19 protein-coding genes and 1 pseudogene are annotated in these 19,171 nt (G+C 74.6%); 10 read left to right on the forward strand and 10 right to left on the reverse strand.

Annotated features, from left to right (window positions below; all coding sequences use genetic code 11):
- Positions 1-125: 125 nt before the first annotated feature.
- The 4 genes from ACFUUZ_RS10540 to moaA form a co-directional block, all read right to left on the reverse strand.
- Positions 126-1,550, reverse strand: a complete 1,425-nt coding sequence (locus tag ACFUUZ_RS10540) for an RNA polymerase sigma factor (RefSeq protein WP_378694664.1) — start codon at positions 1,548-1,550, stop codon at positions 126-128.
- On the reverse strand, positions 1,547-2,299 hold the full coding sequence (locus ACFUUZ_RS10545; RefSeq protein WP_378694666.1) for a YciI family protein: 753 nt from the start codon (positions 2,297-2,299) through the stop codon (positions 1,547-1,549). Before ACFUUZ_RS10545 ends, ACFUUZ_RS10540 begins: the two co-directional genes overlap by 4 nt.
- 91 nt (positions 2,300-2,390) lie before the next feature.
- Positions 2,391-2,633, reverse strand: a complete 243-nt coding sequence (locus ACFUUZ_RS10550) for a MoaD/ThiS family protein (RefSeq protein ID WP_378694668.1) — start codon at positions 2,631-2,633, stop codon at positions 2,391-2,393.
- On the reverse strand, positions 2,626-3,684 hold the full coding sequence (gene moaA / locus ACFUUZ_RS10555; protein ID WP_378694670.1) for a GTP 3',8-cyclase MoaA: 1,059 nt from the start codon (positions 3,682-3,684) through the stop codon (positions 2,626-2,628). The genes ACFUUZ_RS10550 and moaA overlap by 8 nt, the downstream gene beginning before the upstream one ends.
- Before the next feature lie 51 nt (positions 3,685-3,735).
- On the opposite strand from moaA, the gene glp reads away from it, so the two are divergent.
- The 4 genes from glp to ACFUUZ_RS10575 all read left to right on the forward strand — a co-directional run bounded on the left by glp (position 3,736) and on the right by ACFUUZ_RS10575 (position 7,724).
- On the forward strand, positions 3,736-4,941 hold the full coding sequence (gene glp / locus ACFUUZ_RS10560; protein WP_378694672.1) for a gephyrin-like molybdotransferase Glp: 1,206 nt from the start codon (positions 3,736-3,738) through the stop codon (positions 4,939-4,941).
- A complete protein-coding gene (moaCB, locus tag ACFUUZ_RS10565) occupies positions 4,938-6,131 on the forward strand; it encodes a bifunctional molybdenum cofactor biosynthesis protein MoaC/MoaB (protein WP_378694673.1) in 1,194 nt (397 codons plus the stop codon). The genes glp and moaCB overlap by 4 nt, the downstream gene beginning before the upstream one ends.
- A gap of 4 nt (positions 6,132-6,135) precedes the next feature.
- Positions 6,136-6,570: a molybdenum cofactor biosynthesis protein MoaE gene (locus ACFUUZ_RS10570; RefSeq protein WP_378694674.1), complete on the forward strand. Its 435-nt coding sequence runs from the start codon at positions 6,136-6,138 to the stop codon at positions 6,568-6,570.
- A 149-nt stretch (positions 6,571-6,719) separates the two neighbouring features.
- Positions 6,720-7,724: an AraC family transcriptional regulator gene (locus ACFUUZ_RS10575; RefSeq protein ID WP_378694676.1), complete on the forward strand. Its 1,005-nt coding sequence runs from the start codon at positions 6,720-6,722 to the stop codon at positions 7,722-7,724.
- On the opposite strand, the gene ACFUUZ_RS10580 is transcribed toward ACFUUZ_RS10575, so the two are convergent.
- From ACFUUZ_RS10580 to ACFUUZ_RS10590, 3 genes are all read right to left on the reverse strand, one after another.
- Positions 7,714-7,902, reverse strand: coding sequence for a hypothetical protein (locus ACFUUZ_RS10580; protein WP_378694678.1), 189 nt, complete (start codon positions 7,900-7,902; stop codon positions 7,714-7,716). The genes ACFUUZ_RS10575 and ACFUUZ_RS10580 overlap by 11 nt on opposite strands.
- 176 nt (positions 7,903-8,078) lie before the next feature.
- The gene (locus tag ACFUUZ_RS10585; RefSeq protein ID WP_378694679.1) at positions 8,079-9,104 is read right to left on the reverse strand and encodes a CobW family GTP-binding protein; all 1,026 of its coding nucleotides are present in this window, start codon (positions 9,102-9,104) and stop codon (positions 8,079-8,081) included.
- A 30-nt stretch (positions 9,105-9,134) separates the two neighbouring features.
- Positions 9,135-10,250 carry an N-acetylmuramoyl-L-alanine amidase gene (locus ACFUUZ_RS10590; RefSeq protein WP_378694681.1) on the reverse strand — a complete coding sequence of 372 codons (1,116 nt, stop codon included), beginning with the start codon at positions 10,248-10,250 and terminating at the stop codon, positions 9,135-9,137.
- Positions 10,251-10,402: 152 nt separating this feature from the next.
- On the opposite strand from ACFUUZ_RS10590, the gene ACFUUZ_RS10595 reads away from it, so the two are divergent.
- Positions 10,403-10,771, forward strand: coding sequence for a hypothetical protein (locus ACFUUZ_RS10595; protein WP_378694683.1), 369 nt, complete (start codon positions 10,403-10,405; stop codon positions 10,769-10,771).
- Here ACFUUZ_RS10595 and ACFUUZ_RS10600 read toward each other — a convergent pair.
- Positions 10,768-12,039, reverse strand: a complete 1,272-nt coding sequence (locus tag ACFUUZ_RS10600) for an MFS transporter (RefSeq protein ID WP_378694711.1) — start codon at positions 12,037-12,039, stop codon at positions 10,768-10,770. The genes ACFUUZ_RS10595 and ACFUUZ_RS10600 overlap by 4 nt on opposite strands.
- 409 nt (positions 12,040-12,448) lie before the next feature.
- On the opposite strand from ACFUUZ_RS10600, the gene ACFUUZ_RS10605 reads away from it, so the two are divergent.
- A complete protein-coding gene (locus ACFUUZ_RS10605; protein WP_378694684.1) occupies positions 12,449-13,531 on the forward strand; it encodes a hypothetical protein in 1,083 nt (360 codons plus the stop codon).
- 1 nt (position 13,532) lies between these two features.
- Here ACFUUZ_RS10605 and ACFUUZ_RS10610 read toward each other — a convergent pair whose 3' ends face one another.
- A complete protein-coding gene (locus ACFUUZ_RS10610; protein ID WP_378694686.1) occupies positions 13,533-14,774 on the reverse strand; it encodes a metallophosphoesterase in 1,242 nt (413 codons plus the stop codon).
- Positions 14,775-14,860: 86 nt separating this feature from the next.
- Between ACFUUZ_RS10610 and ACFUUZ_RS10615 the strand changes: the two are divergent.
- The 3 genes and pseudogenes from ACFUUZ_RS10615 to ACFUUZ_RS10625 all read left to right on the forward strand — a co-directional run.
- Positions 14,861-15,277: pseudogene (locus ACFUUZ_RS10615) on the forward strand (molybdopterin-binding protein); the annotation flags it as partial.
- Positions 15,274-16,071 (forward strand): molybdate ABC transporter permease subunit, encoded by a 798-nt coding sequence (gene modB, locus ACFUUZ_RS10620; protein ID WP_378694688.1) that lies wholly within the window; start codon positions 15,274-15,276, stop codon positions 16,069-16,071. The pseudogene ACFUUZ_RS10615 and the gene modB, both read left to right, overlap by 4 nt.
- Positions 16,068-17,225, forward strand: coding sequence for an ABC transporter ATP-binding protein (locus ACFUUZ_RS10625; RefSeq protein WP_378694690.1), 1,158 nt, complete (start codon positions 16,068-16,070; stop codon positions 17,223-17,225). Before modB ends, ACFUUZ_RS10625 begins: the two co-directional genes overlap by 4 nt.
- Position 17,226: 1 nt before the next feature.
- Here ACFUUZ_RS10625 and ACFUUZ_RS10630 read toward each other — a convergent pair whose 3' ends face one another.
- Positions 17,227-18,738: a phosphatase PAP2 family protein gene (locus ACFUUZ_RS10630; protein WP_378694692.1), complete on the reverse strand. Its 1,512-nt coding sequence runs from the start codon at positions 18,736-18,738 to the stop codon at positions 17,227-17,229.
- Between the two features lie 285 nt (positions 18,739-19,023).
- On the opposite strand from ACFUUZ_RS10630, the gene ACFUUZ_RS10635 reads away from it, so the two are divergent.
- A complete protein-coding gene (locus ACFUUZ_RS10635) occupies positions 19,024-19,167 on the forward strand; it encodes a hypothetical protein (RefSeq protein WP_378694694.1) in 144 nt (47 codons plus the stop codon).
- The last annotated feature ends 4 nt before the right edge of the window (positions 19,168-19,171 follow it).

The raw sequence follows: 19,171 nt of genomic DNA on the forward strand, positions 1-19,171 counted from the left end.
GCGGGGTCTACCGGTAGCGGAGTCGACCGGTCGCAAGGTCGGCCGGTAGTGAGGTCAGCCGGTAGCGGAGTCGACTGGTTAGTCGGATTCAAAGCCGCCCTGCTGCGGTTCGGCCTGCGACCTGGTCACTCCGGGAGATGGCGCTCGACCTCGGCGAGTCTGGCACGGAGGAATTCGCGGACGAGGGCGGTACCCGCGGTGGGGATGGCGGCGCGGTAGTGGGCGGCCGCCTCGGGGTAGCGGGCGGCGCGGCGGCAGGTGTCGGCGTAGGCGGCGGTGAGCAGGTGGGTGCCGGTGAGCCGGGGGTGCGCGGCGATGGCGTCGAGTGCGGCGAGCCCGGCCTGCGGGCCGTCGCGGAAGCCGATGGCGATCGCGCGGTTGACCAGGACCGGGGCGGCGGCGCCCGCGGTGGCGAGCGCGTCGTAGCAGGTGACGATGCGAACCCAGTCGGTCTCCGGCCAGGAGGGGGCGGTGGCGTGCGCGGCGGCGATCTCCGCCTGCGGGAGGTAGGGGCCCGCGGTCGCGGCGCGGAGGTGCCGGAGCCCGGCGGTGATGCGGGCGCTGTCCCAGCGGGAGCGGTCCTGCCGGTCGAGCGGGATCAGGGCGCCGGTGGGGTCGCGGCGGGCGGCGCGCCTGCTGTCCTGGAGCAGCATGAGCGCGAGCAGGGCGTGCGCCTGGCCCGCGTGCTCGCCCGGGAGGGCGCAGAGCAGCTCGCCGAGGCGGAGAGCCTCGTCGCAGAGGTCGTCGCGGACGGCGTCGGGGCCTGCGGTGGCGAAGTAGCCCTCGGAGAAGACCAGGTGGATCACGGCGAGCACCACCGGGACGCGCTCCGGGATGCGGTGCTCCGGCGGGAGCTCGAGCGGGATGCGGGCGCGCCGGATCTTGGCCTTAGCGCGGGAGATCCGCTGCGCCACCGTCGGCTCGGGGACCACGAAGGCGCGGGCGATCTCCGCGGTGCGAAGGCCGCAGACCAGGCGCAGGATGAGCGCGACCCGCGCCTCGACGGCGAGGGCCGGGTGGGCGCAGGCGAAGAGCAGGCGCAGGCGCTCGTCGGTGAGCGGGTCCGGGACCGGCGCGGCGGCGACCTGCGCCGAGCCCGTCGGGGCGGCCGCCTCCCGCGCGGCGTCGGCCCATGCATCGGCGCCCGGTGCGCGGTCGCCCGGCTGGGCCGGTCCCGACGCGCGGCCACCCCACGGGAAGCCACTCTGCGCTGGGTCGCGGTGGACAGAGCCGCCTTCCGCTCCGTCGTGCCGCGCGGAGACATCGGGGGCGGTCGCGGCAGCGAGGAGGACGGCCTCCTGCTCCTTGCCTGCGCGGGCGGCTTCGCGGCGGAGCCGGTCGAGGGCCACCCGGCGGGCGACGGTGGTGATCCAGGCGCCGGGACGGTCGGGAGTGCCCTGTTCGGGCCAGAGCCGGAGGGCTCGGGTGAAGGCCTCCTGGACGGCGTCCTCCGCGAGACCGAGGTCGCCGGTGTCGCGGGCGAGCACCGCGACGGACCGGCCGAACTCGGCGCGGTAGATCGCGTCGAACCGACCGGCCCGGCCGGTCATTCGAACGCCAGGACGGGCCGCACCTCGGTGGCACCGGTCGGGCCGAGCGGGATCTGCGCGGCCAGCTCGACCGCGGCGGCCCGGTCGGGCGCGGTGAACAGGTAGAGCCCGTCGATCACCTCCGCCGCCTCGGCGAACGGGCCGTCGGTGAGCAGCAGCTCACCGGCGGGGGCACGCAGGGTGGTGGCGGTGCCGGGCGGGTGCAGCGCGATCCCGCCGGTCAGCGCGGAACCCGCCGCCTCGGCGAAGGCGCCGTGCTCGGCGACCGCGGCGTCCCATTCCGGGCTGTCCGGGCCGATCACCGCCTCCGGCCGCTCCCAGAGCAGCGCGACCCACCAGCGCGCGCCCGGCTCGGCGTGCGGGAAGTACTGCGCGGCGGGCCGCAGCTCGACGGCGCCGGTGGAGACGGCGGGCAGCTGCCTGGCCCAGTCGATCGCCGCGTCCAGATCGGCGACGTCGAAGACGTAGAACCCGCCGACCACCTCGGCCGATTCGGCGAACGGGCCGTCGGTGGCGACCACCGCCCCCGCGGCCGCGCCACCTCCGGCGCCCCCCGCCGAGCCGGCTCCACCCTGCCTGGTCAGCCGCACCGCCTCGGCGGTACCCGCCAGCGCGGCGCCGCCCGCGACCACCGCGCCCGCCGCGGCGTCGAAGGCCGCGTACCGCTCCACCTCGGCGTCGAACTCCGGCGTTCCCGGCGTGGCGTCCGGCCCGCCCTCGGGGCCGAGCAACAGTGCCAAATAGTGCATATCGGTCATCCTTCCCGGTCTGAGAGGAGCAGGAAACCCCTCTTACCAGGACGACGAAGACGCCCGGCGCACCTCGACAGTGTGAGCTGCGTCACCCACCTGCGAAGGGCGGGAGGACGTCGACGGTCGGCGTGAGGACGGCCGCCCGATCCCGGGTGAGCTCATCGCCGACCAGGTACGCGCAGGCGCCGAGCATGGCGTCCAGCTCGGTGCCGTAGGCTGCGGCGAGCGCGCCGCGCAGGTCGGCGACGGTCGCGCCGTCGGGCAGCGCCAGCACCTCGCGGTCCTTGCCGACCGCGTCGGCGATCGCGGCGAAGTAGCGGACCTCAACCACCGATGGCTCCCATCGTGCGTTCGGGGGGGACGAAGCCGGCGGCATCGATGCCGTGCCCCGCCCACTTGTTCCACATGGCGCCGCGCCAGAGCTCGGCGAGCCCGGCGTCGTCGACGCCGGTGCGCAGCGCCCGGCGCAGGTCGAACTCCTGGTCGCTGAAGAGGCAGGAGCGCAGCATGCCGTCGGCGGTGAGCCGGGTGCGGTCGCAGCTGTCGCAGAACTTGCGGGTCACCGAGGCGATGATGCCGACGGTGGCGGGGCCGCCGTCGACGGCCCAGGTCTCGGCCGGGGCGGACGGGTCGGGGCGGCCCACCGGGACCAGGTCGAAGCGGGCGCCGAGCACGTCCAGCAGCTCGGCGGCGGTCACCATGTTGGCGCGGGCCCACTCGTGGTCCGCGTCCAGCGGCATCTCCTCGATGAAGCGCAGCTCGCAGCCCTGCTCCAGGCACCAGTGCAGCAGGTCGGGGGCGCCTGCCAGGGTGGCGCGCATGAGCACCGCGTTGACCTTGACCGGGGTGAGGCCCGCGGCGTGCGCGGCCGCGACCCCGGCGAAGACCGAATCCAGCCGGTCCCGGCGGGTGAGCCGGTGGAACTCGCGCGCGTCGACGGTGTCCAGCGAGATGTTCACCCGGCTCAGCCCGGCGGCGGCCAGCCCGGCCGCGCGGTGCGCCAGCCCCACCCCGTTGCTGGTGATCGCCAGCGGCACGGCGGGGACGGCGGCGTGGCACCCGGCCACGATCTGCTCCAGGTCCCGCCGCATGAGCGGCTCGCCCCCGGTGAACCGCACCTCCCTGATGCCGAGCTCGCGCACCGCGAGCGTGACCAGCCGCACGATCTCGGCCGGGGTCAGCAGCTCCTCGCGCGGGATCGCGGGCAGCCCCTCCTCCGGCATGCAGTAGGTGCAGCGCAGCGAACACTTCTCGGTGATGGAGACGCGCAGGTCGCGGGCGGTGCGGCCGAACCGGTCCACCAGCAGCGGGGTGTCGGGGCGGCCGGCCAGCGAGGGATGCCCGGACCGCACGGCGGGGATCCCCATCTCGACCAACGTCACCCCCCCATTATGACGACGGCCGCCCTCAGGCGACCGACTAGGCTGAAACCCATGAATTCCCGGCCCGCCCTCGCCCCGGCCCGGGCGGTCGACGACTACCGCGCCACCGTCGCCGAGCTGCTCCGCCCGGCGGGGCCGCGGCCGGTGCGGCAGCTCGCCCCGGTGGCGGCGCTGCACGCGGTGCTCGCCGCCGATGTGCACAGCCCGCTGGAGCTGCCGGTCTTCCGCAACTCCGCCATGGACGGCTACGCGCTGCGCGCCGAGTCGGTGCTGGTCACACCGGTGACGCTGCCGCTCGCCGGGGTGCTCGCCGCGGGCGCGGGCGAGCTCGCTCCAGTGCCCGCGGGCGCCGCGGTGAAGGTGATGACCGGGGCGCCGGTGCCGCCGGGCGCGGACTGTGTGGTCCCGGTCGAGGACACCCGCTCGGACGGGGCGACGGTGACCGTCGAACGCGGCCGCGGCGCCGGTGAATTCATTCGCGAGGCAGGCACCGACGTGCGGCGCGGCGAGCTGCTGGTCCCGGCGGGGACGCGGCTGGCGCCGCGGCACGTCGCCGCGCTGGCCGCGGTCGGGCTGCCGACCGTCCCGGTGTTCGCACCGGTGCGGGCGGCGGTGCTCACCACCGGGGACGAGCTGATGCCCGCCGGGGTCCCGCTGCGGCCGGGCGCGATCTACAACTCCAACGGCGCCGCGCTGGCCGCCGCGCTCGCCGACAGCGGCGCGGAGGTGGTGTCGGTGGCGCACAGCACCGACGACCACGGCGAGTTCCGCGCGCTGCTCGCCGCCGCGGTGGCGGTCGCGGACGTGGTGTTCACCAGCGGCGGGGTCTCGCAGGGCGATTTCGAGGTGGTCAAGGAGGTGCTCGGGCCGCTCGGCGGGGTGTTCGGCGCGGTCGCGATGCAGCCGGGCGGGCCGCAGGGGTACACGGTGGTCGACGGGGTGCCTGTGCTCAGCTTCCCCGGCAACCCGGTGAGCACCGCGGTCTCCTTCGAGGTGTTCGCGCGGCCGGTGCTGCGCGAGCTGGCCGGGCTGGCGCAGGCGCCGGAACAGCTGCTGCCGCTGCGGGACCCGATCCGCTCGCCCGCCGGGAAGCGGCAGTACCTGCGCGGGGCGCTGGACGGCGACGGGGTGCGGGTGGTGGCCGGGCCCGGCTCGCACCTGGTGGCCGGGATGGCGAGGGCCGATGCGCTGGTGGAGGTTCCGGAGGCGGTCACCGAACTGCCCGCGGGGGCGGTTGTGCGAGTCTGGTCCCTGTGAGCGAGCTGTCGCACGTCGATGCAGAGGGCCGCGCGCACATGGTCGATGTGAGCGCCAAGGCCGAGACCGCGCGTACCGCCACGGCGGCGGGAATCCTGCGCACCACACCGGAGGTGGTGGCGCTGGTGCGCGCCGACGACCTGCCGAAGGCGGATGTGCTCGCCACCGCACGGGTGGCGGGGATCGCCGGGGCGAAGAAGACCTCCGAACTGATCCCGCTCTGCCACCCGCTCGCGCTGACCTCGGTGAAGGTGGCGTTCGAGTTCCTCGACGACGGGATCGGGATCGAGGCGACGGCCAAGACGACCGGGCCGACCGGGGTCGAGATGGAGGCGTTGACCGCGGTCGCGGTGGCGGGGTTGACGCTGCACGACATGGTGAAGGCGGTGGATCCCGCGGCCGTGCTCGACGGAGTCCGGCTGCTCACCAAGAGCGGTGGGAAGCGCGGGGATTGGGTCCGCGAGGTCGAGGTTCCCGCGGCATCCGGAGCGGTGCTCGCCCCCAGCGCGGACCCGGCCGAGGCCGCCGCGGACGAGCCCGGCACGCCCACCTCGCCCGAGGCGGGCTCGACCGCCGCAACCGGGAGCGGTACGCCGCCGTCGTCCGACGCGGACTCGGCCGGAGCCGCGGCGGCGCAGGTGCTGGGGGACGATGTCGCGGCGACCGTCCACGCCGAATCCCCGGCGGGGATCGCCGAGGCGCCAGGGGCGCGGGCGCGGCACGCGGTGGTGCTGGTGGCCTCGACCGGCGTCGCGGCGGGCACGCGCGAGGACCGCACCGGGCCGGTGCTGGCCGACTGGCTGACCCGGCTCGGCTTCGAGGTCCGCGGCCCCCTGGTCTACGCGGACGTGGAGATCGCGCTCGGCCTCGCCGACGCCCTCCGCTTCGAGCCGGAGCTGGTGCTCAGCACCGGCGGCACCGGCGCCTCCCCCACCGACGCCACCCCGGAGGCCACCCTGGCCCTGCTGACCCGGGAGCTGCCCGGCATCGGCGAGGCCATCCGCAGGCACGGCGCCGCGAAGTTCCCGCTGGCGTCGCTGAGCCGGGGCGTCGCCGGGCTGGTCGGCCGCTCGGTGGTGGTGAACCTGCCCGGCTCGCCCGGCGGCGTCCGGGACGGCATCACCGTCCTGGAACCCCTGCTCGACCACCTGCTCGCCCAGGTCGCGGGCGGCGGCGCACACGAGGAGTAGCACCATGACCACCCCCACCGGCGACGTCCGCCTGGCCCGGATCAGCGAGCAGCCGCTCGACCCGGCGGCGGTGGAGGCCGCTGTGCTCAGCCCGGAGCACGGCGCCGTCGTCGTCTTCACCGGCGCGGTGCGCAACCACGACCACGGGCAGGCGGTCTCCGCGCTGGAGTACTCGGCGCACCCGAAGGCCGAGACCTTCCTTGCCCGCTGCTGCGCGGAGGTCGCCGCGGCCTCCGGGCTCCCGGTCGCGGCCGAGCACCGGATCGGCGCGCTGGCGATCGGGGATCGCGCCATCGTGGTCGCGGTGGCCGCCCCGCACCGCGCCGAGGCCTTCGCCACCTGCGCGGAGCTGGTCGACCGGATCAAGCTCGAGGTGCCGATCTGGAAGCGGCAGCTCTTCGCGGACGGCATGTCGGAGTGGGTGAACGCGTGCGGGTGAGCGGGGCCGGAGCGCGGCGGAACGGGCGAATTCGGGCGGCGGGGGCGGAATAGGTCGCCGCTCGGCAACGAATCCCGGCATCCGACGATGTTCTCTCGGGGGGATCGGCCAGGATGGGCTGATCGGGTGGTCGGCGACGAGGAGCAGGGGTGAGCACGGATCAGGTACTGCTGCACAGGTTCGTCATCACGCAGCTCGCCGCGGCGGGTATCGACCCGCGTAAGCTGGCCCGCGAGGCCGGGCTGCCGGAGTGGGCGCTGACCGGCGACTCCGGACACCTGCCGAGCCCGACCTTCTCCCGGCTGTGGGAGGTGGCCGCGCACGCGCTGAACGACCCGGACGTCGCGCTGCGGGTCGGCGGCAACTTCCAGCTCAGCAGCCTCGGGCTCTACGACTACCTGTTCTCCTCCGCGCCGACGCTCGGCGCCGGGTTGGCGACATCGGACCCGTACGTCACCGCGGTCACCACCAACCACCGGTTCCACCTGCTCGCCGACAACGAGCGCGAGGTCACGCTCTACCTGGACATGCTCGACGGCGAGGGCCCCGGCCGTGACCTCACCCAGCTCTGGGGGCTGATCGCCTCGCTCACCAGGGCCCGGCGCGCGGTGCGCGGGCCGATCACGCCGGTGAAGGTCGGGCTGCGGCAGCAGGCGCCGACCAGGCAGGCCGTGTACCAGGAGGCCTTCGGCACCGGCGCGGTGGAGTTCGGCGCCGCCTACGACGGCATCACCTTCCGCGCCGCCGACATGGAGCTCCCGCTCGCCACCGCCGACCCGGCGCTGGCGGCGGTGCTGCGCCCGCTGGCCGACGCGCTACCCCCGCCGCCCCCGCTGCGCGCCGTCTGGCCGCGCCGGGTGGCGGCGGCGCTGGAGCGCGCCATGGACGAGGGCGACGTCTCGCTGGAGCGGGTCGCCCGCGCGCTGGCGCTGAGCCCGCGCACCCTGCAGCGCAGGCTCGCCGACGCGGGCACCACCTGGCGGCGCGAATTGGACCGGGCCCGCGAGGCGCGGCTGCGCCGGGCGGTCGCGGTGGGGCCGGTGAACCGGTCGCGGCAGGCGGAGCTGCTCGGCTACTCGGACGCGGCGTCCATGCGCCGGGCGGCGCGGCGCTGGTCGGCGGCGCATCGGGCGCATACCCCGCTCACACCCTGAGGTAGCTCGCCGCGATCCGCCAGAACGACTGCGGCTCCAGGATCTCGAAGTCCCAGCTGTCGATCACGCTCTGCACCGAGGTCACGATGGCCGTCACGTCGAAGTCGTCGCGGGTGGCGGTCCCCTTCGCCTCCAGCGCGGCGATCACGTAGGCGGTGGCGCTCTCGCAAGTCTGCACGAAGCTCTCCCATCGGTCGCACGACACGACGCCCGCAGCATTGGACGCCGAATCGACCGCCGCGAACGAGCCGGATGTGCGCGGGTCCGGCGCGGCGGTCCCGCCGTCGAGTCTTGTCGGCGTGTCGCCGGGCCACCAGCACCGAACGCGACAGCCGCAGACCGAACGCGCCAGGATCAGACCGGCTCCGGGGTGTAGCGCCAGAGCCCGAGCAGCGCCTCCTCGCCGAGCGGCTCGCCGGTGTGCTCGGTGGTGGCGAGCCGGGCGCGCAGCGCGGCCTCGTCCAGGCCGGTGCCGATCAGGACGATGTCGGTCGCGCGGTGCTCGCCGCGGGTCCACGGGACCGGCTCGACCGCGACGTGCCTGCCGACCAGGTGGAAGGTCCACTTGCGGCGCTCCCCCGCCACCGCGACGGCGGCGACGCCCTTGGCCCGGAAGAGCCCGTCCGGCGGGTCCTCCAGGAAGGCGACGAGGGCGCGCGGGTCCAGCGGGCGCTCGCTGTGGAAGGCGATGCTGCGGTACTCGTCGTGCAGGTGGGTGTGCGGGAGGTCGGCGCAGGGCTCGGCGAGCAGCGCGTCGAAGCTGAGCTGCTCGGGGCCGTCCTGCGGGCGCCGGACCGGCTCGTCGAAGAGCAGCCCCGGCGCGACCCGGCCGTGCGTGGTGGCGTGGATCGGGACCTGGCCGACGGTCTCGGCGATCCGGGCGCGCACCGCGTCGGCGTCCGGGGCACGGTCGATCTTGTTGAGCACCACCAGGTCCGCGAGGCGCAGGTGGGTCAGGAGCTCGGGGTGCCTGGCGCTGGTCGCCGGGAACTGCTCGGCGTCGACGACCTCGACCAGCCCGCCGTAGCGGATGCGCGCATTCGCGCTGCCGATCACCATGCGCACCAGGTTGCGCGGCTCGGCGAGGCCGCTGGCCTCGACCACGATGACGTCGACGGCGTGCCTGGATTCGGTGAGCCGGGTGAACATCTCGTCCAGCTCGCCGAGGTCGACGGCGCAGCACACGCAGCCGTTGCCGAGCGAGACCATGGCGTCGACCTGGCCCGCGACCAGCATAGCGTCGATGTTCACCGCGCCGAAGTCGTTGACCACCACGCCGATTCTGGTGTCGCCCGCCGCGCGCAGCAGGTGGTTCAGCAGGGTGGTCTTGCCCGATCCGAGGAAGCCGGCCACGATCAGCACGGGAATCCGCTCCGCCATTCCGACCACCCTAGTGAAGGGTGCGGCGGCTCAGTTCGCGGGTTTGATCAGTGCCCCCGCCAGGCGGTACGCGAGGTCGATCAGGCCGGTGGTGATGTCCAGCTCGTCCAGGCCGAGCGCGGTCGCCAGCGGGCGGAGCAGCTCGAGGACCTGGGCGATCGGGCCTTCGGCCGGGCCGGGGGGCGCGGAGTCCCACGGGTCGACGCCACGGGCGCGCGGGAGGGATGGGGTCCTGGCCGTTCCGGTCGGGGGCTGGGTGGAGGTTCCGGCCGGCGGAACCGACCCCGGTGCGGTATCGCCGGGAGCGGCGGCGTCGGGGGTGGTTTCGGTGCGGGCGGGGTCGGTGGGCTGACCGTTGCCGGGCGAGAGGCCGAGCAGGTACCCGGCGATGCCGGTGGTGATGGCGATGGCGTGCTGCAGCTGCCCCTCGGCGCTCTCCAGCACGGCGGCGTCCTCGGGGTTGGCCCCGTTGCCCATCTCGACGAAGACCGCGGGCACCCGGGTGAGCGCGGGCCCGGCGATGTCCGCCCTGGTCTGCAGGCCGTTCACGGTGCCGCCGTAGGTGGCGGGCGAGAACCCGGCGCGCACGTAGGCATCGCGCATGGTGGTGCTCGCCGCGCGCCCGGCGCCGGACTGCGCCCGATCGGCCGCCGGGTCGGGGATCGGCAGCTGCGGCACGATGAGGTGGAAACCGCGCTGGTCGGCGGCGGCGCCGTCGGCGTGGATGCTCACCGCGAGCGCGGCACCGGAGCTGTTGGCCGCGGCGGCGCGCTCGTCGACGCAGCCGCCCCAGCCGGTGTCGTCGGCGCGGCTCAGCACGACCCGCGCCCCCAGGCTCTCCAGCGACGACTTGACCAGCTGGCTGACCGCCCAGTTCACGGTGTGCTCCGGCACGCCGTTCACCGTGGTCGTCCCGGTGGTCTGGCAGGGCTTGGTGCCGCCGCGGCCGTTGTCCACCGGTCGGTCGAGGTCCTCGCTGTGCCCGCTGCCCTGGTGGCCGGGGTCGAGGAAGACGGTGCGGCCCGCGAGCTCGCGCTCCGGCGCGGGCTGCGCCTGCGCGGCCGGGGCGGGCGCGAAGACCGCCGCGGTGAGGAGCAGCGGAGCCAGGGCGGTACGGGTCGTGCTTCGCAGAATGCTCGGCTTCATGTGCGGTCGGCGCCCGGGGCGGACGCCCCTCCCTTCCCATTCGTCACACCACACCCACGGACCACTTTCGTACCATACATTGGCCGGTCTGATGTGCGACGAATCTCGAAATCAGCCTTTCATACCTGACAGCTCTGGTACATCTGACGGGTATGCGCACCACAGCGGCGCTCGTCGCCGGAGCCCTCCTGTCCGCCGCGAGCCTGGTCGGCGCGGGCACCGCCGCCGCCCAGCCCGCGACCGTCATCCCGGTGGACGGCCTGTACCTGGTCGGCGCGGAGATCCAGCCGGGGTGGTACGAGGCGCCGGGCACCCCGGACCAGCGCTACGGCTGCGACTGGCGCAGGCTGCACACGATCGAGGGCGACCTCTTCGACATGAACCACATCATCGGCAACGACTTCACCAGGAAGACGCCGGTGCGCGCGGAGATCAAGGCCACCGACGTCGCCTTCCTGACCATCAACTGCGGCCCGTGGCGGCTGATCCCCGCGCCGCCGCGGACCGGCTCGGCGGGCTAGGCCTTCGCCACCGCGAACTGCTCGTCGGTGGCGGCGTCCGGCACCTCGGTGCCGCGCAGCGAGGTGCCTGCCGTCTCGCGCAGGTAGAACCAGGCGATCAGCCCGATCACGCTGGCGCCCATCATGTAGGCGGCCGGGAAGAGCGACCAGCCGGTGCCCTCGATGGCGGCCTCGTTCACCAGCGGCGCGGTGCCGCCGAAGAGCGCGGTGGAGACGTTGTAGCCGAAGGCGAAGCCCGCGTAGCGCACGTGCGTCGGGAAGATCGCCGGGAAGGTCGAGCTGATGGTGGCGAGCTGCGGCAGGTACAGCAGCCCGAGCACCACGAAGCCGAGCACCGCCCAGCCGATGCCCTGCCCCATCAGCCAGTACATCGGCAGCGCGAAGACGATCAGCCCGATCAGCGAGAACAGCCACATGGGGCGCCGCCCGACCCGGTCGGAGAGCGCGCCGAAGAACGGGATGGCCAGCATCATCACCAGCTGGCCGATCAGCATCATGGCGGTGGTGGTCGACTCCGCCACGCCGACGGTGTTCTGCAGGTAGGTCGGCTGGTAGGTGAGCAGCGTGTAGTTGACCACGTTGAGCGCGACGACCAGGCCGATCAGCGTGAGGGTTTCGCGCCGGTAGGTGACGATCACCTCGCGCAGCCCGGTCGGCGGCCGCTTCGTCTTCGCCGCGGCGACCTCCTCGAACACCGGCGACTCGTTCAGCCGCGAGCGCAGGTACCAGCCGATGGCGCCGAGCGGGAGCGCGATCAGGAACGGGATGCGCCAGCCCCAGTCGTGCATGGCGTCGGTGCCGAGCACCAGCTGACAGGCGAGCACCACCGCGGAGCCGCCGACGAAGCCGCCGAGCGTGCCGAACTCCAGAAAGCTGCCGTAGAAGCCGCGCTTGCGGTCGCCCGCGCACTCGGCCATGTAGGTGGCGGCGCCGCCGTACTCGCCGCCGGTGGAGAAGCCCTGCACCACGCGCAGCAGAATCAGCAGGATCGGCGCCAACACGCCGACCTGGGCGTGCGTCGGCAGGATGCCGATGGCGCCGGTCGCCGCGGCCATCAGCAGGATCGTGGTGGCCAGCACCGCCTTGCGGCCGATCCGGTCGCCGAGCGGGCCCCAGACCATGCCGCCGAGCGGGCGCAGCACGAAGGAGATGGCGAAGCCGAGCATGACGCCGAGCGTCCCCAGCTCGCCGGGGAAGAACGCGTCGGCGAGGTAGGTGGCGGTCGCGGCGTAGACGCCGTAGTCGAACCACTCGGTGGCATTGCCCATGGCGGAGGCGGCGATGGAGCGCTTGAGCGTCCCCCGGTCCGGCGTTCCCGTTGCCTGTGGATTGCTGTCGGTCACGATCGTATCCTTCCCAGCCCGCGGCTCGGGCCTCCCTTTCATCCCGCCCTTCGCCCGTGCGAATTCGAAGGACCCGACGAAAACAGCCGATACCCGTGTTCGACGGTGATCAAACAAGGGCCCCGCGCCGCCGCCCGCGCCACACCGGCCCGACCAGGCAACTCTTCATTCCGTGACCTGGGTCACAATTTGCCCCGAGCCCGCCGCCCAGCGCCGGGGTCGACCTCATCGACATCGGCCCCGGACTCGAGAATTCCCGAGCGGTAGCAATTACTCAGCTACCATCGGGTACGTGGTGTTTCGACACCGTGGACCGAGCTGGAGGGTCGTCGCGATGGCGGAACCGAACACCTGGCACGCCGTGCTGGAAGCCTTCACCGAACAGGCGCGCCGACGCGCGGAGATCGACGGCGCACCCGCGCCGGACACCCCGCCGCGGCCGGGCGCCACCGAATCCGAACTCGCCGCCGCCGAGCGGCGGCTCGGCAGGCCGCTGCACCCCGGGCACCGCGCACTGCTCGCCACCGCGGACGGCTGGGACGGCTACGCCGACGGCGCCGCGCTGCTCGGCACCGCCGAACTCGGGGCGGGGCCGCGGCACGACCGCGCCGCCGCTGTGCTCGCCGAGTACTTCGCCGAGAGCGCGGGCCGCTTCCCGGCCGCGCTCGGCATCGACCCCGACCCCGCCGCGCACACCCCGGTCGGCGACTGCGCCGAGGACGGCTACAACCAGCACATCTACCTCACCCCCGCGGGCGCCGCCTTCGAACTCCGCGCCCGCCGCCCGGTGCTGCACCCCGACCTGGCCGCGCTGCTGCGGCACCGGCTGCGCGAGTTCACCGAGCGGGTGGACCGGCTCATGTGGGGGCCGGAGCACGGGCCGTGGGGCCGCGACGTGCACCTGGACCCGCCGCCGGTGGACCGGATCATCGCGGTCATGACCGCGCTCGGCCGGATCGCCGACCCGGAGGCGCCGGTGCACGCCGGGCCGCCCGCCACGCCGGAGCGGCTGAGCAGGCTGGAGCGCGCGCTCGGGGTGTCGCTGCGGCCGGAGCACCGGGCGGTGCTGCTCGCCGCGGACGGGCTGCGCTACCCGGGCGGGCAGGTGCTCTCGGTGCCGGAGATCCGGGAGAGCGCGCTGGTAGCGCAGCACACCGCCGCGGGCGATGGCCGCAAGCGGGCCGCGCGCGGCCGGATCAGCCGGGTGCCGACGGTGCCGTTCGCGCTGGCCGGGATCGCGCTGCTCGGCGTCGACGTCAGGGACGGGCGGGTGCACGACCTGCTCGCCGGGCAGCCGGTCGCCGGGCGGGCGGGCGCCGAGGACGGGACGGTGCTCGGGCACCTGCTCGCCGAGTGCGAGGCGCTGTGGCGGGCGGCGGGGCGGCCGCCGCTGCACACGCTCTGCGTGGTGCTGTAGCTCAGGCGCTGGTCAGGGTGAGCACGGTGACGTCGGAGGGGGCCGCGGTGCGGACCGGCGGGCCCCACGCGCCAGCGCCGCGGGTGACGTAGAGCTGGGTGTCGTCGTAGCGCTCCAGCCCGGCCAGGGTGGGGTTGGCGAGCCGGGCCAGCAGGTTGCCGGGGAAGACCTGGCCGCCGTGGGTGTGGCCGGAGATCTGCAGGTCGACGCCGCGCGCCCTGGCCTCCTCGATGAAGGCGGGCTGGTGCGCCAGGAGCACCACCGGGCGCGTCTCGTCCCGGCCCGCCAGCGCCTTGTCCAGGTCGGGGCCGTTGCCCTCGTCCTCGCCCGCGAGGTCGTTGACCCCGGCCAGGTCGAAGCCGGGCAGCGCGACGCGCTCGTTGAACAGCACCCGCATGCCGACCTCGGGGAGGTACTCGACCCACTGCTGGGCGCCGGAGATGTACTCGTGGTTGCCGGTGACGAAGAAGACGCCGTGCGGGGCGCGCAGGTCGGCGAAGGGGGCGATGTCCGGGCGCAGGTCGGCGACGTCGCCGTCGACCAGGTCGCCGACCACGACGATGGCGTCCGGGTTCGTCGCGTTCACCGTGTCCACCACGGTGCGGGCGAAGCCCGCGGCCAGGGCCGGGCCGATGTGGGTGTCGCTGACCACGGCGAGCCGGAAGCCGGAGGCGTCGGGCGGGAGCTTCGCCAGCGGCACCTCGACCTCGAGTACCCGGGGGCCGCGCAGCACGCCGTAGGTGCCGAGCCCGACGGTCGCCACCGCGGCGGCGACGCCAGCGCCCGCCAGCGCCTGGGCGATCAGCCTGCGGCGGGTCAGGTCGGTCGCCGCGGACTCGGCGACCGGGGCGGGAGCCACGGCAACCGTCCCAGGTGCCGCCGAGTCGGCCGGCGCGGCCGCATCGGCGTCCGGAGTCCGGGTTCTCCGAGAGGCGATGCGGAGCAGGAGCGGGCGCAGGACCTCGCCGACCAGGACCGCGAGCAGCAGGTAGAGGAAGAGGACGGCCCAGAGGTACCCGGGCCAGGCGATGACGCGGACGACGCCGATCGGGAGCCCGGAGCGGGCGCCGACGAAGGTCGCGAGCGTGAGCAGCGGCGCGACCACGAAGAGCACCGAGCCGAGGCGGCGCGGCACCGAACCCGCGTCGGTGGTGTCGCGCACCAGCCGCTTCCAGAGGTACCGGTGCAGGACGGCGAAGAGCGCGAGCACCAGCAGCCCGACGACGACGAACACGAACCCCACCGGGCCGACCCACTTTCCGTTCCGGCCCGTGACCTGCGCACGGACGCCGCTCTCCACAGTAGCGAGTACGCCGGGGACGCACCCGCGGCGGTATCATCCGATCCGTGTCGAATCTGCGGATCAGTGAGGCGGCCGAGCTGCTCGGCGTGAGCGACGACACCGTGCGCCGCTGGATCGAGCAGGGCCGGCTGACCGCGGTGCAGCTGCCGAACGGCCGCAAGGGCATCGACGGCCGCGAGCTCGCCGAGTTCCTGCGCGCCACCGCCGACGCGCCGGAGCCGGGCGTCACCGTCGCCGCCTCGGCCCGCAACCGCTTCCGCGGCATCGTCACCCGGATCGTCAAGGACACGGTGATGGCGCAGGTCGAGCTGCAGGCCGGGCCGTTCCGGGTGGTCTCGCTGCTCAGCGCGGAGTCCGTCGACGACCTCGGCCTCGAGGTCGGGAAGGTGGCGGTGGCCTCGGTGAAGTCGACGCACGTGGTGGTGGAGGTTCCGGAGCGGTGAGGCGCCGGGTCCGCGCCCGGCGGCCGCCGCTGCTGCTGATCCCCGGGCTCGCCGGGCTGGCCTTCCTGCTGATCCCGGTGGCCGGGCTGCTGGTGCGGACGCCGTGGCGGGAGCTGCCCGCCCGGCTGGCGAGCCCCGAGGTGGCCACCGCGCTGCGGCTCTCGCTGGTGAGCGCGACGCTGGCCACCGGGATCTGCCTGGTGCTCGGGGTGCCGCTGGCCTGGCTGCTGGCCCGCGGTGAGCTGCCGTTCCGCGGGCTGCTGCGGGCGCTGGTCACGGTGCCGCTGGTGCTGCCGCCGGTGGTCGGCGGGGTGGCGCTGCTGCTCGTCTTCGGCAGGCGCGGGCTGCTCGGGCAGTACCTGGATGCCTGGTTCGGCGTGAGCCTGCCGTTCACCACGGCCGCCGTGGTGCTGGCCGAGGCCTTCGTGGCGCTGCCGTTCCTGGTGATCGCGGTGGAGGGGGCACTGCGCTCGGCCGACCCGAGGTACGAGGAGGCGGCGGCCACGCTCGGGGCCTCGCGCTGGTACACCTTCCGCCGGGTGACGCTGCCCGCGGTGCTGCCCGGCGTGGTCGCCGGGGCGGTGCTCTGCTGGGCGCGGGCGCTCGGCGAGTTCGGCGCGACCATCACCTTCGCGGGCAACTTCCCCGGGACGACGACGACCATGCCGCTCGCCGTCTACCTGGCGCTGGAGACCGATCCCGCCGCCGCCATCGTGCTCAGCCTCGTCCTGCTCGCGGTCTCGGTGACGGTGCTGGTCGCCCTGCGCGAGCGCTGGATCCGGGGGGCGCTGTGACGCTGCGGGCCCGGCTCGGAGTCGAGCGCGAGCGATTCCGGCTGGACCTCGACCTCGAGGTCGCGCCGGGCGAGGTGGTGGCGCTGCTCGGGCCGAACGGGGCGGGCAAGACGACGGCGCTGCGCGCGCTGGCCGGGCTCACCCCGCTCGACGCAGGCGCGGTCCGGCTCGGCGCGCGGGAGTGGGACCTGCCGCCGAAGGTCTTCGTGCCGCCGGAGCAGCGCGCGGTCGGCGTCGTCTTCCAGGACTACCTGCTCTTCGCGCACCTCAGCGCGCTGGAGAACGTGGCCTTCGGCCCGCGGGCGCGCGGGGTGCCCCGCGCCGAGGCGCGGGCGAGGGCCGCCGCCCGGCTGGCCGCGGTCGGCCTCGCCGAGCTGGCCGACCGCAGGCCGCGGGCGCTCTCCGGCGGCCAGGCGCAGCGGGTGGCGCTGGCCAGGGCGCTCGCCACCGACCCCGAGGTCCTGCTGCTGGACGAGCCGCTGGCCGCCCTGGACGCGGGGACCAGGGTGCGGGTCCGCGCCGACCTGGCCCGGCACCTCGGCGCCTACCCCGGGCACACCGTGCTGGTGACGCACGACCCGCTGGACGCCATGATGCTCGCCGACCGGCTGGTCATCCTGGAGCACGGCCGGGTCGTGCAGCAGGGCCCGCCCGCCGAGGTCGCCCGCCGCCCGCGCTCGGACTACGTCGCCGAACTCGTCGGCCTGAACCTCTATCGCGGGGTCGCCACCGGCACCGAGGTGCTGGTGGCAGGCAGCGGTGGGGAGATGCCGCCCGGCCACGTCACGGCCGCGGAGAAGCAGGCAGGCAGCACCGCACCGGCGGGAAGCCCGAGCATCGGCAACGCGCACGAAACTCCTGAACCGGGCCGGTTCACGCTCGCCGAACCGGAACGGGGCGAGGTCTTCGTCTCGTTCGCGCCGAGCGCGGTCGCGCTGCACCCGGAGCGCCCTGCGGGCAGCGCGCGCAACACCTGGCCGGTGACGGTCGCGGGGGTGGAGCAGCACGCGCACAGCACCCGGGTGCGGCTGGACGGCGCGCCCCCGGTGCTCGCCGACGTCACCGCGGCGGCCGTCGCCGAACTGCGCATCCGGCCTGGCACCTGCCTCTGGGCCGCGGTCAAGGCGACCGAGATGCAGTGCTACCCGGCCTGACTCAGCCGGGCCCCGGCCCGTCGGACGCCGCGCGGAACAGCGGCAGCGCCCCCGAGTTGCTGCGGAAGACGAAGTCCCGCCCGCGGCTGTCCACCTCGCCGTCGGTGGCGAGCGAGACCTCGGGGCCGGTCACCCGGACCGCGACCCGGTGCACCTCGCGCCGCACGTAGGTGGGCGAGTGCTCCAGCGTGCCGGTGAGCGTGGCCCAGACCAGCCTGGTGCGCGAGAACGGCACGTCGGCGCGGAGGTAGCGCACGTCGAGCGTGCCGCGGTACATCTCCGGCCGCGACATCGGCACCTGGTGCGCCGGGTGGTAGCGCCCGTTGCCGACGAAGAGCATCCACAGCGCGTTCGGTTCGCCGTCCACCTCGGCGTGCACCGGCCGCGCGCGCAGCAGCACCCGGATCATGGCGAGCGCGGCCGCGGGCCACTTGCCGAGCCTGCGCTCCCACTCCTCGCGGATGCGCACGAAGTCCGGGTACCCGCCCAGGCTGGCGGTGTTGACGAAGTCGCGGTGGCCCGCGCCGTCCAGGTCGACCCTGGCGGTGTCGGCGCGCACCACCTCGCCCGCGTTCAGCGCGGCGACGGTGCGCTCGGCGTCCTCCACCCCGGCGTCCCTGGCGAAGTGGTTCAGCGTGCCGCCGGGGAAGACCGCCAGCGGCAGCCGGTGCCGCACCGCGACCCCCGCCACGCACGAGACGGTGCCGTCGCCGCCGCTCACCCCGAGCGCGGTGATCCCGCCCGCCGCGATCCCGTCCTCCAGGTCGGTGACCAGGTCGCGGTCGGGGTGCAGCTCGACCACCGTCGCCTCGGGCAGCAACCCGCGCAGCTCGGCCGCGTAGTGGGCGCCCGCGCCGCTGCCCGAGTGCGGGTTCACCACCAGCAGCAGCCCGCGCCCCGCGGGCACCGGGTCGACGTACTCGGCCGGGCCGAGCATGGCGGGTTCATCGGCGCGCACCGCCCACCAGCGGTGCGTCGCCCAGGCGATCCCGGCCCCGAGCGCGGCCCCGGCCACCACGTCGGAGGGCCAGTGCACCCCGATGTGGACCCGGGAGTAGGCGACCGCCACCGCGACCGGCGCCACCACCGCCGCGGCGGGCGGGCACTCCAGCGCGACCCCGGCGGTGAAGGCGGCCGCGGAGGCCGAGTGCCCGGACGGGAAGGACGAGGAGACCGGCGGCTTGACCAGCCTGCGCACGAACGGCACCGACTCGTCCGGCGGCCTGCGCCGCGGGAACAGCGGCTTCGCGACGCCGTTGGCGGTGCCGCTGGCCAGCGCGACGGCGAGCAGCCCGCGGGCGCCCGCCCTGCGCACCGGCCGATTGCCCGCCAGCAGCATGAGCGTGCCCGCCACCAGCCAGAGCCGGTTGTGGTTCGCGCTGGTCGAGAGGAGCCGGAGCGCGCGGTCGGCCGGGCTCGGCCTGACCTCGGCGCTGCGCTCCACCAACCACTCGTCGAGGCTGCTCGCCATGCCCATCGGCCGCGTCAGGCGGCGGGCCCGGTGTAACCGCATGGGGAAAGCCTAGCCATGAACGGCGGCCGGAAACCTCATGGCAACACCGCGGACTTCACAGCGATGCACGTGCATCGGAATTTGCTGTTGCACAAATGCTTTCGATCGGTGTCGAAAAGCCTCTTGTGCAACGTGATCTTTACCCGATTGCCATGTCGGAAAGGGAAAAAACGAATACTATTGCATCACTGCCAGTTTCGATTCGTGCGCGCGCCACTGTCTGGGCGCCTCTCGTGAGCTCTGCCCGGCACCGGCGCACCGGCGAGACTCCGGAGGAAACCTGTCATGATCCGCCCCGCACCGCTCCCCGACTACCAGCAGCTTCCCGACGGCGAGGAGCCCGCGACCGCGGTCGTCTGGCCGGACCCCAGCCCGCTCACCTCCTGGTGGGACGATGTGATGGCCAGGGAGCCGGTGGCCGAGGGCTGACCCC

Origin of the sequence: Nocardia sp. NPDC057353, assembly GCF_042667085.1 — a bacterium.
Taxonomy (GTDB): Bacteria; Actinomycetota; Actinomycetes; order Mycobacteriales; family Mycobacteriaceae; genus Nocardia.